This is a genomic window from Methylobacterium currus (assembly GCF_003058325.1).
GTDB lineage: Bacteria > Pseudomonadota > Alphaproteobacteria > Rhizobiales > Beijerinckiaceae > Methylobacterium > Methylobacterium currus.
In genome coordinates this window covers 3,421,098-3,435,912 of the sequence record NZ_CP028843.1, presented here as the reverse complement: position 1 = coordinate 3,435,912, position 14,815 = coordinate 3,421,098, and the positions used below count along the sequence as shown (strand labels likewise).

Here is a 14,815-nt window from a genome sequence, read left to right as displayed (position 1 = left end):
ACGCGAAACCAAACGAAGGGGGCGGACGGGGTGAGCCCCGTCCGCCCCCTCGCTGCATGTCGGAATGCCGGGACGGACCGGCGGGCCGCTCGCCCCTTCGCCGGTCCTGACCGCGAGCCCGACGAAGCGTCCCCGCGAGACGGGTCAGGACCCGACCCGCACCGTCATCTCGCCCAATCCCCCCAGCTCCGCCCGCACCACGTCCCCCGGCCCGACCGGCAGCGGCACCGTGGTGGTGCCGGTGGTCACGACCGCCCCGGCGCGCAGGGTGATCCCCTGACCCGACAGGGCGTTGGCCAGCCAAGTCAGGGCGAGGCGCGGATCGTCGAGGGCGTTGCCGCCGCGGCCCTCATGGGGCGTTCTCCCCTCGGCGCTGATCCGGGTCGGCATGGCGGCGAGGTCGATGGCGCGCCAGCCCTCGGGCGCCTCGGGGCCGAGGACGAAGAGGTGGGCGCAGGCATTGTCGGCGATCAAGGCCGCCTCGCCGGCCCTCTCGAAGGCCTCCAACCGCGAATCCGGGAACTCGATCGCCGGATGGGCCGCTTCCACCGCCGCCATCACCTCCTCGACCGTGTAGGGCTCCCGCCTCGGCGGCAGGTCGGCGCCCATCCGGAATGCCACCTCGGGCTCGGCCACCCGCATCTGGTTGCCGGCGAGCGGCACGGCCGCGTCCGCCGGCAGCACCTGCTCGGCGAGGAGCCGCCCGGCCAAGGGCCCGTCGGCGCCGATATGGCGCTGGCCGGCGAGGCTCGTCGCGGCGATCTTCCAGCCGTAGAGCGGCGCGGCGCTGCGCGGCTCCAGGAGCGCCTGGATCCGGTAGGCGTGCCCGCGGTCGGCGGGGGCGAGATCCGGCGGCAGGGCGGCGAGCAGGCGGCCCTCGCGCCAGTGGCGCCAGAGCAGGTCGGATGTCGTTTGCAAGGACGGAGTTTGCAGGCTCACGCGACCCTCCCGGTCAGGCCGCCATCGACGGGGAGCGCCACGCCGGTGATGTAGGCGGCCTCGTCGGAGGCCAGGAACAGGGCCGCGTTGGCGACGTCCCAGGCGGTGCCCATCCGGCCCATCGGGCAGGCGGCGTCGCGGGCGCGCACCATCTCGTCGGAATCCTGGTACTGGCCGGAGATCTGCTGGTGGATCAGCGGCGTATTCATCAGCCCGGGCATGATCGCGTTCACCCGGATCCCGTCCTTCGCGTATTGCAGCGCCAGCCCGAGGGTGAAGTTGTTCACTGCGGCCTTGGCGGCGTAATAGGCCGCGTACGGATAGCCGGTGTAGCGGATCGCCGCCGCCGACGAGATGTTGACGATGCTGCCCGCGCGCTGCGCCAGCATGTGCGGCAGCACGTGCTTGCAGGTGAGGAAGCAGGTGGTGAGGTTGAGGTCGAGGGTGCGGTGCCAGTCGGCCTCGCTCAGCTCGACCGGACCGCCCATCTGCGCGTAGCCGATATTGTTGTGCAGCACGTCGATGCGGCCTTGCGCCGCCATCACCTCGGCGACGAGCGCCGCGACCGCGGCCGAATCGGTGGCGTCGCAAGCCGCCGCCGTGGCGGCGCCGTCCTCGCGCCGGATGATCTCGGCCGTCTCCTCCGCCGCCTCGCGCCGCAGGTCGACGCAGACCACCCGGGCGCCGTGGCGCGCGAAGGTCACCGCCGCGGCCTTGCCGTTGCCCCAGCCCGGCCCCACCGAGCCGGCACCGAACAGCAATGCCACCTTGCCCTCGAGCCGCCGCGAGCCCGGGGCGCTCCCGCCCTCCGCCATGTCGTTCCTCCCTGCGCCCCTCGTCGAGGCCATTCTTCCGTCGCGCCTGTCGGCGCGTTGCCGACCAGCCTATAGAGATCGGCGACCGGCCGCAAAGCGAAGACGGCCGGGCCCGACGAGGAGACGCCATGCCGACCCGCATCATCGCCGAGACCCCGCCCCGCCTGTCCGCCGACCTGATCGCGCGCTTTGCCGCCGTGCCGGTGGCGGTGGTGGTCGACCTCCTGGAGGGCCGGACCCAGGTCGACCCGGCGATCCGGCCGCTGCGGCGCATCGCCGGAGGCCCGGTGCTGCTCGGCAGCGCCGTCACCGCCCTCTGCGATCCGAAGGATTACGGTGCGGTGCACCACGCCATCGCGGTGGCGCAAGCCGGCGACGTGGTGGTGATCGATGCCGGCGGGCGCGGCGACGTCGCGATGATCGGCGACCTCCTCTCCACCGCGGCGCGGCGCAAGGGCATCGTCGGTTTGCTGGCCGATGCTGCCGTGCGCGACACCGGCATCCTCGGCGGCTGGAGCGACTTCGCGGTGTTCACCCGCCACGTCACCGCCCGCGGCCCGGCCTCGAAGGAGGGCGGCACGGTCGACGCGCCCGTCACGATCGGCGGCGCCCCGGTCCGCCCGCGCGACCTGATCCTCGGCGACGACGACGGGGTCGTGGTGATCCCGCGCGAGGCGGCCGAGGGCCTGATCGCCAAGGCCGAGGAGCGGGCCCAGGCCGAGATCGGCTGGGAGAAGCGGCTCTCCGCCGGGGAGAGCACGCTCGCGGTGTTCGGGGTGCCGGACGCGGTCAGGGGCTGAGCATCATTCGCCGAACTGGTCACCGGTTCGGCGGCGAAAATGATGCGAAACCGACGAGCTGAGCAGAGTTGCCCTAGGCAGCTCTGCTCAGCGCCCCTTCACCTCCTCCGGCGTGACCCGGGGCACCGCGAAGCGGTCCCCGGTGCGGGCGTAGAGGTCGCCGTAGAGCCGGGCGACCGGCAGGAAGGCGCCGTCGCGCAGATGGCGCCCGTCCGGAGTGAAGAGCTCGTCCCTCGCCTGCAGCGACACCACCTGCCCGAGCACGATCCGGCGCTCGGGCGAGAGGTCGATCACCGTGTGGGTGCGGCAGCCGAGGCTCGCCGGCGCCTCGGCGATCCGCCCCGGCGCCACGCCGGTGCAGGGCAGGAGCGTCAGCCCCGCCGCCGCGATCTCGCTTTCTCCTCGAGGGAACTCGGCGGCGCAGAGATTCATCGCCGGGACCAGCGCTTCGTCGACGAGGTTGACCACGAACTCGCCCGTCTCGGCAATGTTGCGGGGCGTGTCCTTCAGGGTGCCGTCGGAGCGCAGGTTGAAGCTCAAGGCGACGATCGGCGGCTCCTCGGCAAGCACCTGGAAGAAGCTGATCGGCGCCGCATTGTCGATGCCGCCGGCCGAGCGCGTGGTCACGAGGGCGATCGGCCGCGGCGTCACCAGGGCGGTGAGCAGCCGGTAGCGGTCGCGGGGCGGGAGGTCGTCGAGGCGCAGGTCCATGCGCTCACCGCGTCCCGGGAAGCGCAGCTTTCGGCAGCAGCATATGGACTCCCTTGTTGCCGTCGACCGTCTGCGTGATGCGCAGGTTGCCGGCGAGCGAGCACAACATGTAGGCCTGGTTGCGGGTGAGGCGAGTGCGGGCACAGACGTGGCGGATCATCTCGCGCACCGCCTGGCGCATCGCCTCGTCCAGGCTCTCGTGCAGGCCGATGGACATCAGGTCGGTCGGCGTCTCGGCGAAGGGCCAGTCGTAGGCGAGGTCCTTGCGGACCGTGAGCCGGAACGTGCCGGTCAGGCCGGTCTCGAGCGCGGTGATGCAGACCTCGCCGTCGCCCTGCACGCCGTGGCCGTCGCCGGCAAAGAAGCCCGCGCCCTCGGTAAAGACCGGCAGGTAGAGGGTGGTGCCGGTCTTCAACTCCTTGTTGTCCATGTTGCCGCCGAAGCGGCGCGGCACCGGCGAGGTCACCCGGCCCCAGGACGGCGGCGGTGCCGTGGCGAGGATGCCGAAGAACGGGTCGAGCGGCAGTTCCGTGCCCCAGGGCAGCACCGCCACGCCGCGGCCTGCGTCGATGTCCGGGTGGATCGTCTCGTAATCCGTAAACTCGTCCGGCAGGGTGCCGAGCAGCGGCATGATCGCGACGAAGCCCCAATCCATCCGGAGCTTGAGGTCGAGGATGTCGACCTGCAGCACGTCGCCCGGCCTCGCGCCGCGGACATGGACCGGCCCGGTGACGAAGTGCGGGCCGATCCCGGGCGAGAGCGCGTCAAGGGCGGCGAGGTAATCGGCCGGATGGCGGGAGGGATCGGGGTGGAGCGTCGCGCGCCCGCCGGCCGGGTGGGAATGCAGCGTGACGGTGTCGCCGGATTCCACCGTCAGCACCGGCGTCAGGGCGGCGTCGAAATAGCCCAGCACCATCGTGTCGGGCGTGGCGGGGATCTCGTGGTGCGTCGGCATGGATCCTCCCGAGGGCGTTAGCTCTTCGGAGACTGCAAGAGCCGAGCCGACACGGAAGACATCGGCGCGCAGGCAGCGCATGATGCCCTCACAATCGCGGGAGGCCCGTCATGGCGGAGATCTGGATCGAGGCGGCCCTGAACGGGCCGTGGGGGCGCGAGCGCCAGCCCGGCATCCCGATCACCGTCGACGAGGTGGTGGCGGACGGGCTCGCGGCGGCCGCGGAAGGGGCGGCGATCGTCCACGTCCACGCCTACGATCCGGAGACCGGGCGCCAGAACGATGCCTGGGAAACCTATGCCCGCATCATCGAGGGCATCCGCGCGAAGGCCGACGTGATCGTCTACCCGACGATCCCGCTCGCCGGATCGGACTACGCCGCGAGCGCGGCGAAGCGCTACGCCCATACCGAGGAGCTGGCCCGGCGCGGCCTGATCGAGTGGGCGGTGTGCGATCCCGGCTCGACCACCTTCCTGCGCTACGACGAGGCCTCGGCCGAGGAGAGCGGCTTCCTCTACCAGAACCCGATGGCCGATATCCGCGAGGGCCTGCGGATTGCCCGCACCCACCGCATCCGCCCGGGCTACGCCATCTACGAGCCGGGCTTCACCCGCCTGGGCGCGGCCCTCGCGGCCCTGGAGCCGCGCCCGCCGGTGCCGGTCTATCGCTTCATGTTCTCCGACGAGTTCGCCTGGGGGTTTCCGCCGCGGCCGGCCTATCTCGCCGCGCATCTGGCGCTGCTGGCCGAATGCGCGCCGGGCGCGCCCTGGATGGTGGCGGGCCTCGGCGTCGACATCCTGCCGCTGGTGCCGGCGGCGGTGACGCGGTGCGGCCATGTCCGGGTCGGGCTGGAGGATGCGCCGTGGGGGAGCCGGCGGGGCAACCGGGACTGGGTCGCGGCGGCGCGGCAGGCGATCGAGGCGGCCGGGGGGCAGGTGGTGGGGGCGGAGGCGGTGCGGCGGGACCTGGCCTTGCGGGACGGGGAGGCCTCGCCGCCGGGCTCGCAGCGGTGACGCGCCCGGCCAGGATCAGCCCGGTCGTCAGGATGCGTCGTCCCGCCCGCGACCTCATCCTGGGGCCTGCCGGTCGCCAGAAGACCTGTCGTCAAGGCATAGCGTCTTCGTCCTAAGCCATGAGCCCGGCGGAGCCCGACGGGGAGATCCGCGTTCCTAGACGCGGCAGAGGGGCAGCGAGCCCGGGCCTGCCGGTGGAGGCGCCCGTGGGTCAGCTCGCGACGGTGGACGAGGATACGTCATCGCAGGCAGCCGCGCGGGAGCCGGCCCGGCGCCTGAAGCCCGCCCTGCTGCTGGGCGCCCTCGGGGTCGTCTATGGCGATATCGGCACGAGCCCGCTCTACGCCTTCAAGGAGGCGGTGCGGGCGGCCGGCCACGGCCAGGCCGAGCCGGCCGCGGTGATCGGCGCGGTGTCGCTGATCCTCTGGGCGCTCCTCATCGTGGTCTCGCTCAAGTATGCGGTGCTGATCCTGCGGGCCGACAACCACGGCGAGGGCGGCATCGTGGCGATGCTGGCGCTGCTCGGCGCCCGCCACGCCGAGCCGCGCAGCTGGGCCGGCTTGCTCCTCATCGTCGGCCTCGTCGGCGCCGCGCTCCTCTACGGCGACGGGGCGATCACGCCGGCGATCTCGGTGCTCAGCGCCGTCGAGGGCCTGAAGGTCGAGGCGCCGGGCCTCGCCCATGCGGTGGTGCCGATCACGCTCGTGATCCTGGTCGGGCTGTTCCTGATCCAGAGCAAGGGCGCGGCCTTCATCGGGCGGATCTTCGGCCCGGTGATGCTGGCGTGGTTCTTCATCCTGGCCCTGCTGGGCTTGGGCGGCATCCTGCAATCGCCGCAGATCCTCGGCGCCCTCAACCCGTTGAAGGCCGTCGACTTCCTCACCCATGCGGGCTGGCGGATCAGCTTCGCGATGCTCGGCGCCGCCTTCCTGGCGGTGACCGGCGGCGAGGCGATGTACGCCGATCTCGGCCATTTCGGCGCCCGGCCGATCCGGCTCGCCTGGTTCGGCCTGGTGCTGCCGGCTTTGGTCATCAACTATTTCGGACAAGGAGCGGTGCTGCTCGCCGAGCCCGACGCGATCGAGAACCCATTCTACCGCCTGAGCCCCGACTGGGCGCATTACCCGCTGATCGGGCTCGCCACGCTCGCCACCGTCATCGCCTCGCAGGCGATCATCTCGGGCGTGTTCTCGCTGACCCAGCAGGCGGTCCAGCTCGGCTTCCTGCCCTATATCCGCATCGTCCACACCGCGCGCGAGGAGCGCGGCCAGATCTACGTACCGGTGGTGAACTGGCTGCTCGCCGCCGCGACCCTGAGCGCCGTCCTGATCTTCGAGACCTCGGACGCGCTCGCCGGCGCCTACGGCATCGCGGTCTCGCTCCTGATGGCGATCACGACCCTGCTCGCCGCCCTGATCGCCCGGCGCTGGGGCTACAACCTGCTCCTCATCCTCCTGGTCAACGGGCTGTTCCTGGTGATCGACCTCGTGTTCCTGGCGGCCAACAGCGTGAAGGTGTTCGAGGGCGGCTGGTATCCCCTGGTGCTCACCGCCATCGTCGCCGTGACGATGCTGACCTGGCTCCAGGGCACCCGGCTGATCGAGGCCTACCGGGCCGGCGCCCGCCAGGACGAGGCGGTGTTCCTGGCGCGCCTTCGCGACGACCCGCCGATCCGCCTGCCCGGCGCGGCGGCGTTCCTGTCGGCGGCCACCAAGGGCATCCCGCTCCACATGACCCGCTTCCTGGAGCGCAGCCACGCTTTGCCGTCCCGCTGCACCATCGTCACCGCCCTCTACGAGGAGCTGCCGGTGGTGCCGGAAGCCGAGCGCGCCGAGGTGACCCGGATCGCCCCCGACCTCTACCGCGTGACCTTGCGCTACGGCTTCATGGAGGACGCCTCGATCCCGGAGGGGCTGGCCTGCGCGGTGGCCCATCGCGGCCTGCCGGCCGACTTCGTCGAGGACGTCACGGTCTTCGTCGGCCACGAGACCGTGATCCCCAAGCGCGACCACAAGGGCATGGCGGCGTGGCGCGAGGCCCTGTTCGCCTTCATGATGCGCAACGGCGAGCGCACCGGCGCCTTCTTCTGCGTGCCGACCCGGCAGGTGGTGGAGGTGGGGACGGAGATCGAGATCTGATACCATCGCGCTTTCGCATCGACACGTCGATGCGAAAGCGTCCGGCGCATCAGCGCCGGCGCCCGTTCGGGCTTAGCCAGCGCCTTCGAACGAGTCCGTTCGAAGGCGCGGCGGTATGAGGGGGCGCGTCCGGCCCGCTCGTCTCCCTCGACAGAATTGATACCCGCCGCGTCATTCCCGGGCCGCGAGAGCGGAGCCCGAAATGACGTGGTGAGCATGAAAACCGCCCGTTGGATGGCTCGAAAGAGGCTCGAACCGTCTATCGCTCACCCGCCGGCCGCTCCCCCAGCTTCGCGCCGAGGCGCAGCAGGTAGCCGTCCGGATCCTGCACCAGGAACTGGCGCTGCCCGACCTCGATGGCGCCGGCCCGGTACCACGCATCCTCGACCGCCATGAACAGCGGCCACCCGGCTTCCTCCAGCCGCGCCAGGATCGGCTCCACCGACGCGACCTCGATCTGGAGGTTGATCCCGCGGCCGAAGGGACGCTCCATCGGGCCGGTCAGCCAGTGCCGGGCGGACGGGTTGTACTGGTTCAGCATCACCTGCGCCCCGTCGCGGTCGAGATAGGCGAAGTTGTTCTCCGGCCGGTCGTAGGCGACCCGGAAGCCGATCAGGTCGATCCAGAACCGCAAACTCGCGGCGAGGTCGGCGACCACGAGTTCCGGAACCAGCGTCGCGCGGGTAAGCGTATCCGTCATGCCCGTTCCTATCCCGGCTCCGGTTGACCTTATGCTGCCGATCCCCGACGGTTCACGCAACGGCGCCCGCTGAGCGCCGAAAGATCAACCTGGCGGCCGAAAAGGCCCCAAGGGGAGGGGACATGAGCCTGTACCACAAGCTCGCGGCGCGGGCGGAAGCCGGCCATCCGGTGCGGATCGGGGTGATCGGCGCCGGCAAGTTCGGCTCGATGTTCCTGTCGCAGGCGCCGCGCACGCCGGGGCTGCACGTCGTCGGCATCGCCGATCTCGATCCGCAGCGGGCGAAGGCCGCCCTCGCCCGGGTCGGCTGGCCGGCGGAGCGCTCGGAGGCGAGGAGCATCGCCGAGGCGATGCGCCAGGGGACGACCTTCCTCACCGACGATGCCGAAGCCCTGATCGCCGCCGACGGCATCGAGGTGATCGTCGAGGCGACCGGCCATCCGGGCGCCGGCATCCGCCACGCGCTGGCCTGCTGCCGCCACCGGCGCCACATCGTGATGGTCAACGTCGAGGCCGACGCGCTCGCCGGACCGCTGATCGCCCGCCGGGCGGCGGAGGCCGGCATCGTCTATTCCTTCGCCTATGGCGACCAGCCGGCGCTCATCGCCGAGATCGTCGACTGGGCCCGCACGGCGGGCTTCCGGGTGGTCTGCGCCGGCAAGGGCACGAAGTACCTGCCGGTCTACCACGCCTCGACCCCCGACACGGTCTGGGGCCATTACGGCTTCACCGAGGCGCAGGTCGCCGGCGGCGACTTCAACCCGCAGATGTTCAACTCCTTCCTCGACGGCACCAAGTCGGCGCTGGAGATGGCGGCGGTGGCCAATGCCTGCGACCTGACGCCGCCGCCCGCCGGCCTCGCCTTCCCGGCTTGCGGCGTCGATGACCTGCCGACCCTGCTGCGGCCGGAATCCGCCGGCGGCATCCTGCCGGTGGACGGGACGGTCGAGGTGGTGTCGTCGCTCGAGCGCGACGGCCGCCCGGTCTTCCGCGATCTGCGCTGGGGCGTCTACGCCACCTTCGAGGCGCCGTCCGACTACGTCCGCAAGTGCTTCTCGGAGTACGGCCTGAAGACCGACCCGAGCGGGCGCTACAGCGCGATGTACAAGCCCTATCACCTGATCGGGCTCGAGCTCGGGCTCTCGGTCGCCAGCATCGCGGTCAGGGGCGAGCCGACCGGCGCCACAAGGGGCTTCTCCGGCGACGTGGTGGCGACGGCCAAGCGCGACCTCGAGGCCGGCGAGCGCCTGGACGGGGAGGGGGGCTACACCGTCTACGGAAGGCTGATGCCGGCGGCGGACTCGCTCAAGGCCGGCGGCCTGCCGATCGGGCTCGCCCACGGCCTCACCCTCACCCGCCCGGTCGCCGCCGGCCGGCCGGTCTCCTGGGACGACGTCTCGTTCTCGGCCGACGACCCGGCGATCCGCTTCCGGCGCGAGATGGAGGAGGTGTTCCGGGGCGAGTCGGGGTGACGCGACGGGCCGGCGCGGTCACCCCCCGGCCCGCACATCCTCCCCGTGCCCCTCGCCCAGGGGCACCGGCCGGCCGAACAGGTAGCCTTGGGCTTCCGTGCACCCCGCCTGCTGCACCGCCGCGAGCTGCGCCTCGGTCTCGACGCCCTCGGCGGTGACCGTCGCGCCGAGCTGGGCCGCGATGCCGACCACCGCGCGCACGATCGAGGCGGTGTCGGGGTCGGCGATGTCGGCGATGAAGGAGCGGTCGATCTTGATCTTGTCGAAGGGAAAGCGGCGCAGGTAGCTGAGGGACGAGTAGCCGGTGCCGAAATCGTCGAGCGCGCTGCGCACCCCGAGGCGGCGCAGGGCGAGCAGCAGGTCGGCGGCTTCGCCGCCGTCGATCAGCAGGCTCTCGGTGATCTCGATCTCGAGCCGGTCCGCGCTTAAGCCCGATTCGCGCAACGAGGACTGGACGGCGGCGACCAGGGCCCCGTGCCGCACCTGCGCGGCCGAGACGTTGACGGCGACCCGGGCGCCGTCGGTCCAGGCGGCCGCATCGCGGCAGGCCCGACGCAGGATCCAGGTCCCGAGCCGGCCGATCAGGCCGGTCGCCTCGGCGAGCGGGATGAAGGCGGCCGGCGGCACCAGGCCGCGGGTCGGGTGGCGCCAGCGCACCAGCGCCTCGCGGCAGACGAGCCGCCGCTCGGCCGCCGTGACGATCGGCTGGTAATGCAGCTCGAACTCGCCGCGCTCGAGGCCGAGGCGCAGGTCGAGCTCGAGGCCGTGCTGCTCGGCGAGCGCCGCGTCCATGTCCGGGTCGTAGAGCCGGAAGGTGCTGCGGCCGGCGGCCTTGGCGCTGTAGAGCGCCCGGTCGGCCCGGGCCATCAGGGTATCGGCATCGGCCCCGTGGCAGGGGGCGAGCACGACGCCGATGCTGACGCCGACATGCATCGACCGGCCGGCGACGGTGAAGGGCTCCTGCATCGCCTCGATCAGGCGGGCGGCGGCCTGCGACGCCGCCAGCGGGTCGCCGTCCTCGAGGAGCACCGCGAACTCGTCGCCGCCGAGCCGCGCGACGGTGTCGCGGGGGCCGAGGGCGGCCCGCATGCGCCGGGCGACCTCGCACAGGAGCGTGTCGCCGGCGGCATGGCCGAGCGTGTCGTTGACCACCTTGAACCGGTCGAGGTCGAGCCACAGGATCGCCCCGGCCCCCTGCCTGAGCAGCGCGTCGAGCCGGTCGCGGAACAGGGTGCGGTTCGGCAGGTCGGTGAGGGCGTCGTGGCGCGCCATGTGGGCGATCTGCCGCTCGGCCTCGCGCCGGGCGGTGATGTCCTCGACCTGGAGCAGGGTCGAGACCGGGTCCGGCGGCAGGTGCAGGCGCACCGCCGAGACCCGGGCCCACATCGGGCTCCCGTCCGCGCGCGGCAAGCGCATCTCGCGCACCGCCGGCCCGCGATCCCCGGCCGCCAGGGCCGACACCTGCGCCAGCATCTCCGCCAGCACGCCGGCATCCTCCGGCAGGACGAGGGCGGCGAGCGGCCGGCCGACCGGGTCCGCTCCGTCGCCGAGGGCGGACCGGAAGGCACGGTTCGCCTCGACCAGCCGGCCTTCGGCACCGACCACCAGCATCCCGGCGGGCGCGTGCTCGATGATGCCGCGGAAAAGGCTCGCGCTGCGCCGGGCCTCGGCCCCTTCGGCCCTGAGCGCCGCCTGCTCGCGCTTGAGCGCGCTGATGTCGAAGTGGAAGCCGGTGCGCGCCCCGCCCTCGCGCACCCGCTCGATCACCCGGATCCAGCGCTCGCCGGGCAGCGGCACCTCGAACGGCGCCCCCGTGAAACGCTGGGCTTCGCGTAACTGCGCCAGGAGCTGGTCCGGCGCGGCATCGTCGGCATCCTGCCACGCCCGGGCCACCACCGCCTCGAGGGTCAGGCCCGCGGCCTCGCCCGGGGGCAGGCCGTAGAGCTGGCCGAACTGCCAGTTGGCCGAGACGATGCGCCCGTCGGCATTCGCCGCCGCGATGCCGTCCGGCGCCCCGGTGCGCGTCTCCGCGGTGCCGCGGCCCGGAGACGATCCGGCCTCCCGGGTGATCTGGCGCCACAGCCGCATCCGGCCGAGGCCCGGGATGGTCTGGGCCGAGACCTGCAGCCAGGTGCCGCGATGCTCGAACTCGAACGGCCGGGTCTGGGCCTGGTGGCGGGCGATCCCGCTCGCGACGTATTCCTCGATGTAGCGCAGCTCGTCGGAGTTCAGGCGGGTGCGATAGAACCGCAGCAGGTTCTCGCGGTAATGCTCGCCGACATGGACGAACCCGTCATGCTCGGGGAAGAGGTACAGGAAGGTCTGGTTCCAGGCGAGCGCCCGGTCCTCGGCGTCGAACACGCACAGGCCGATGTCGAGGCCGTCGAGCAGGTCGCCGAGGAGGCCGAGGCTCGGCTTGGGCTTCTGCATGCGGGCGACCTCGATGGTGTCCTGCGTCGATGCCGGCCGTCACGACCGGCTGCATGGGATGTCGCCGCGGCAACGGACCGTATCGCGCTTCCCGTCTCCGCTCCAAGATCCCGGGTCCCGGGATCGCACGGACAGATTGACATCGTCCTTACTCGCGCACCGGTCGGTGCGGGACATCCGGCGCCGGAGGCCCTTGTCGACGAATCCTGACCGACGATCCTGGCCGAAAACCATTGCCATGTCGGCGCGGATCGGCTGTGAAGGCAGGCGTGACGACAGGGCGACCACGCGCGGATGACGCGGGCGCCGGGAGGAGCCGACCGATGAACCGTTTCGCCACCCGCCTGTGCGGGGCCGTCCTGACGCTCGCGGCTTTTGCCGGCCCGGCCGCGGCGCAGATCTCCGACGACGTGGTGCGGATCGGCGTGCTCACCGACCTCTCGGGCCCCTACGCCGATAGCGGCGGGCGCGGCTCGGTGGCGGCGGCCGAGATGGCGGCGAAGGATTTCGGCGGCAGCGTCCGCGGAAAGCCGGTCGAGATCGTCTCGGCCGACCACCAGAACAAGCCGGACGTGGCATCGAGCATCGCCCGGCGCTGGTACGACGTCGACAAGGTCGACGCCGTCGTCGACCTGCCGGTGACGGCGATCGCGCTCGCCGTCCAGGCGGTCGCCAAGGAGAAGAACCGCACGGTGATGATCACCGCGGCGGCGACCTCCGACCTCACCGCCAAGACCTGCTCGCCCGTGAGCTCGCACTGGACCGACGACACCCACGCGCTCACCGCCGGCACCGCCCGGGCGGTGTTCGAGCGCGGCGGCAAGTCCTGGTACTTCATCACCGTCGACCATGCCTTCGGCCACGCCCTTCAGAAGGAGGCGACCACGGTCGTCGAGTCGCTGGGCGGCAAGGTGGTGGGCACCTCGCGCCACCCGATCAACACCGCCGACTATTCGTCCTTCCTGCTCCAGGCCCAGAGCTCGGGGGCTGACGTGGTCGCCTTCGCCAGCGTCGGCGACGACTTCACCAAGGCGGTCAAGCAGGCCGACGAGTTCGGCCTGACGAACGGGCGCCAGACGCTGACGGGCTTCCTCGTCTACGTCACCGACATCAAGGGCCTCGGCCTGCCGGTGGCGCACGGCCTGACCTTCTCGGAAGCCTTCTACTGGGACCAGAACGACGCTGCCCGCGCCTTCGCCAAGCGCTTTTATGAGCGCACCGGCGCGATGCCGACGAAGAACCAGGCGCTGATCTACACCGCCGTCACCCACTACCTGAAGGGGATCGACAAGGCCGGGACCGACGAGGCGGTGGCGGCGAACGCTGCCATGCGCAGCCTGCCGGTGGCGTTCTTCGACCATCCCGCCACCCTCAGGGCCGACGGGCGGCTCCTCTACGACCCCGTGCTCTACCGGGCGAAGGAGCCGAGCGCCTCCAAGGGCCCGTGGGACCTCTACGAGGTGCTGCGCACCATCCCGCAGGGCGAGGCGTTCCTCCCGATGAACCCGGCCTGCGCGCCCAACGGGCGCGGATGATGAGCGATCCCGCCCTCGCGGAAGGGTTCGACCTCCGGCGCCTGCCGGAGGGCTTCATCGAGAACCCCTATCCGGTCTACGCGGCCTTGCGCGAGCACGCCCCGGTCCACGCGATGGGCAGGAATCCTTCGGACCTGGGGCCCTCGGGCGAGAGCCAGATCCTGCTGTCGCGCTACGCCGACCTGGAGCGGGTCTACAAGGACGCCGCGACCTTCAGCTCGGACAAGACCGTCGAGTTCGGAGCCAAATTCCGGGTGGCGGAGGAGGGGGCCTGCCCGCTCTACCGGCACCACACCACGAGCCTCGTCTTCAACGATCCGCCGCGCCACACCCGGGTCCGACGGATCATCGCCGGCGCCCTCACCCCCCGGGCGGTCGCCGCGATGGAAGCCGGCATCGTCGCGCTGGTGGACGGTCTCCTCGCCGCGGCCGAGGCGCGCGGGACCATCGACCTGATCGAGGATTTCGCCGCCGCGATCCCCGTCGAGGTGATCGGCAACCTGCTGGGCGTGCCGAAACCTGAGCGCGGGCCGCTGCGGGACTGGTCGCTGGCGATCCTCGGTGCCCTCGAGCCCGTCCTGTCGCCGGAGGTCGAGGCCGCCGGCAACCGGGCGGTGACCGAGTTCCTGGCCTATCTCGACCGTCTCGTCGCGGATCGCCGCCGGCACCCGGGCGACCCGGACAAGGACATCCTCACCCGCCTGATCCAGGGCGAGGTCGGCGGCGAGCGGCTCTCGCCGGAGGAATTGCTGCAGAACTGCATCTTCATCCTGAATGCCGGGCACGAGACCACCACCAACCTGATCGGCAACGGGCTCCATCTCCTCGACCAGCACCGGGACGCGCGGGCCCGGCTCCTCGCCGAGCCGGACCTGATGCGGAAAGGCGTCGAGGAGATCCTGCGCTTCGAGAGCTCGAACCAGCTCGGCAACCGGGTCGCCAGCACCGCCTTCTCGATCGACGGGCACGATTTCCCGGCCGGCACCCAGATCACGCTCTGCATCGGCGCCGCCAACCGTGATCCGGCGCAGTTTGCCGATCCCGACACGTTCGACGTCGCCCGCGACCCCAACCGCCACCTCGCCTTCGCGAGCGGCATCCACCAATGCGTCGGCATGGCGGTGGCCCGGCTGGAGGGCCGGATCGCTCTCGGGCGCTTCCTCGTCCGCTTCCCGGATTACCGCCTCGACGGTGCACCGGTCCGCTCGCAGCGGGTGCGCTTCCGCGGCTTCCTGCGCCTGCCAGCCCGGCTCGGCTGAGGTTTCCCCGGCCGCCTTCCCTCAATCGTTTGTGTGCGGGCGCGGCGT

The 14,815-nt window shown here is 71.8% G+C and carries 12 protein-coding genes; 6 read left to right on the top strand and 6 right to left on the bottom strand.

Translation table 11 applies throughout. From position 1 onward, the window contains the following. Positions 1–144: 144 nt before the first annotated feature. Both DA075_RS16060 and DA075_RS16055 read right to left on the bottom strand, forming a co-directional pair. On the bottom strand, positions 145–939 hold the full coding sequence (locus tag DA075_RS16060; protein WP_420813053.1) for a 2-keto-4-pentenoate hydratase: 795 nt from the start codon (positions 937–939) through the stop codon (positions 145–147). Further along, positions 936–1,754 carry an SDR family NAD(P)-dependent oxidoreductase gene (locus DA075_RS16055; RefSeq protein WP_099954084.1) on the bottom strand — a complete coding sequence of 273 codons (819 nt, stop codon included), beginning with the start codon at positions 1,752–1,754 and terminating at the stop codon, positions 936–938. Before DA075_RS16055 ends, DA075_RS16060 begins: the two co-directional genes overlap by 4 nt. A gap of 128 nt (positions 1,755–1,882) precedes the next feature. Between DA075_RS16055 and DA075_RS16050 the strand changes: the two genes are divergently transcribed. Further along, positions 1,883–2,554 (top strand): RraA family protein, encoded by a 672-nt coding sequence (locus tag DA075_RS16050; protein ID WP_099954083.1) that lies wholly within the window; start codon positions 1,883–1,885, stop codon positions 2,552–2,554. An 87-nt stretch (positions 2,555–2,641) separates the two neighbouring features. On the opposite strand, the gene DA075_RS16045 is transcribed toward DA075_RS16050, so the two are convergent. Both DA075_RS16045 and DA075_RS16040 read right to left on the bottom strand, forming a co-directional pair. After that, positions 2,642–3,265 (bottom strand): flavin reductase family protein, encoded by a 624-nt coding sequence (locus DA075_RS16045; RefSeq protein ID WP_099954082.1) that lies wholly within the window; start codon positions 3,263–3,265, stop codon positions 2,642–2,644. 4 nt (positions 3,266–3,269) lie between these two features. Further along, complete coding sequence (locus DA075_RS16040) at positions 3,270–4,220, bottom strand: acetamidase/formamidase family protein (protein ID WP_099954081.1); 951 nt, start codon at positions 4,218–4,220, stop codon at positions 3,270–3,272. Between the two features lie 110 nt (positions 4,221–4,330). Here DA075_RS16040 and DA075_RS16035 point away from each other — a divergent pair, with 110 nt between their 5' ends. Then, on the top strand, positions 4,331–5,233 hold the full coding sequence (locus DA075_RS16035; protein WP_099954080.1) for a beta-keto acid cleavage family enzyme: 903 nt from the start codon (positions 4,331–4,333) through the stop codon (positions 5,231–5,233). Positions 5,234–5,457: 224 nt separating this feature from the next. Continuing rightward, entirely contained in the window at positions 5,458–7,371 is a 1,914-nt protein-coding gene (locus DA075_RS16030) for a potassium transporter Kup (RefSeq protein ID WP_232388584.1), read from the top strand. A 259-nt stretch (positions 7,372–7,630) separates the two neighbouring features. On the opposite strand, the gene DA075_RS16025 is transcribed toward DA075_RS16030, so the two are convergent. Continuing rightward, positions 7,631–8,071 carry a bleomycin resistance protein gene (locus DA075_RS16025; protein ID WP_099954078.1) on the bottom strand — a complete coding sequence of 147 codons (441 nt, stop codon included), beginning with the start codon at positions 8,069–8,071 and terminating at the stop codon, positions 7,631–7,633. 122 nt (positions 8,072–8,193) lie between these two features. On the opposite strand from DA075_RS16025, the gene DA075_RS16020 reads away from it, so the two are divergent. Then, on the top strand, positions 8,194–9,543 hold the full coding sequence (locus tag DA075_RS16020; protein ID WP_099954077.1) for an NAD(P)H-dependent oxidoreductase: 1,350 nt from the start codon (positions 8,194–8,196) through the stop codon (positions 9,541–9,543). Between the two features lie 18 nt (positions 9,544–9,561). Here the strand turns inward: DA075_RS16020 and DA075_RS16015 are convergent, their stop codons facing one another. Next, positions 9,562–11,973, bottom strand: a complete 2,412-nt coding sequence (locus DA075_RS16015) for an EAL domain-containing protein (RefSeq protein WP_099954076.1) — start codon at positions 11,971–11,973, stop codon at positions 9,562–9,564. 323 nt (positions 11,974–12,296) lie between these two features. Between DA075_RS16015 and DA075_RS16010 the strand changes: the two genes are divergently transcribed. Both DA075_RS16010 and DA075_RS16005 read left to right on the top strand, forming a co-directional pair. After that, on the top strand, positions 12,297–13,508 hold the full coding sequence (locus DA075_RS16010; protein WP_099954075.1) for an ABC transporter substrate-binding protein: 1,212 nt from the start codon (positions 12,297–12,299) through the stop codon (positions 13,506–13,508). Then, the gene (locus DA075_RS16005) at positions 13,505–14,767 is read left to right on the top strand and encodes a cytochrome P450 (RefSeq protein WP_099954074.1); all 1,263 of its coding nucleotides are present in this window, start codon (positions 13,505–13,507) and stop codon (positions 14,765–14,767) included. The genes DA075_RS16010 and DA075_RS16005 overlap by 4 nt, the downstream gene beginning before the upstream one ends. The last annotated feature ends 48 nt before the right edge of the window (positions 14,768–14,815 follow it).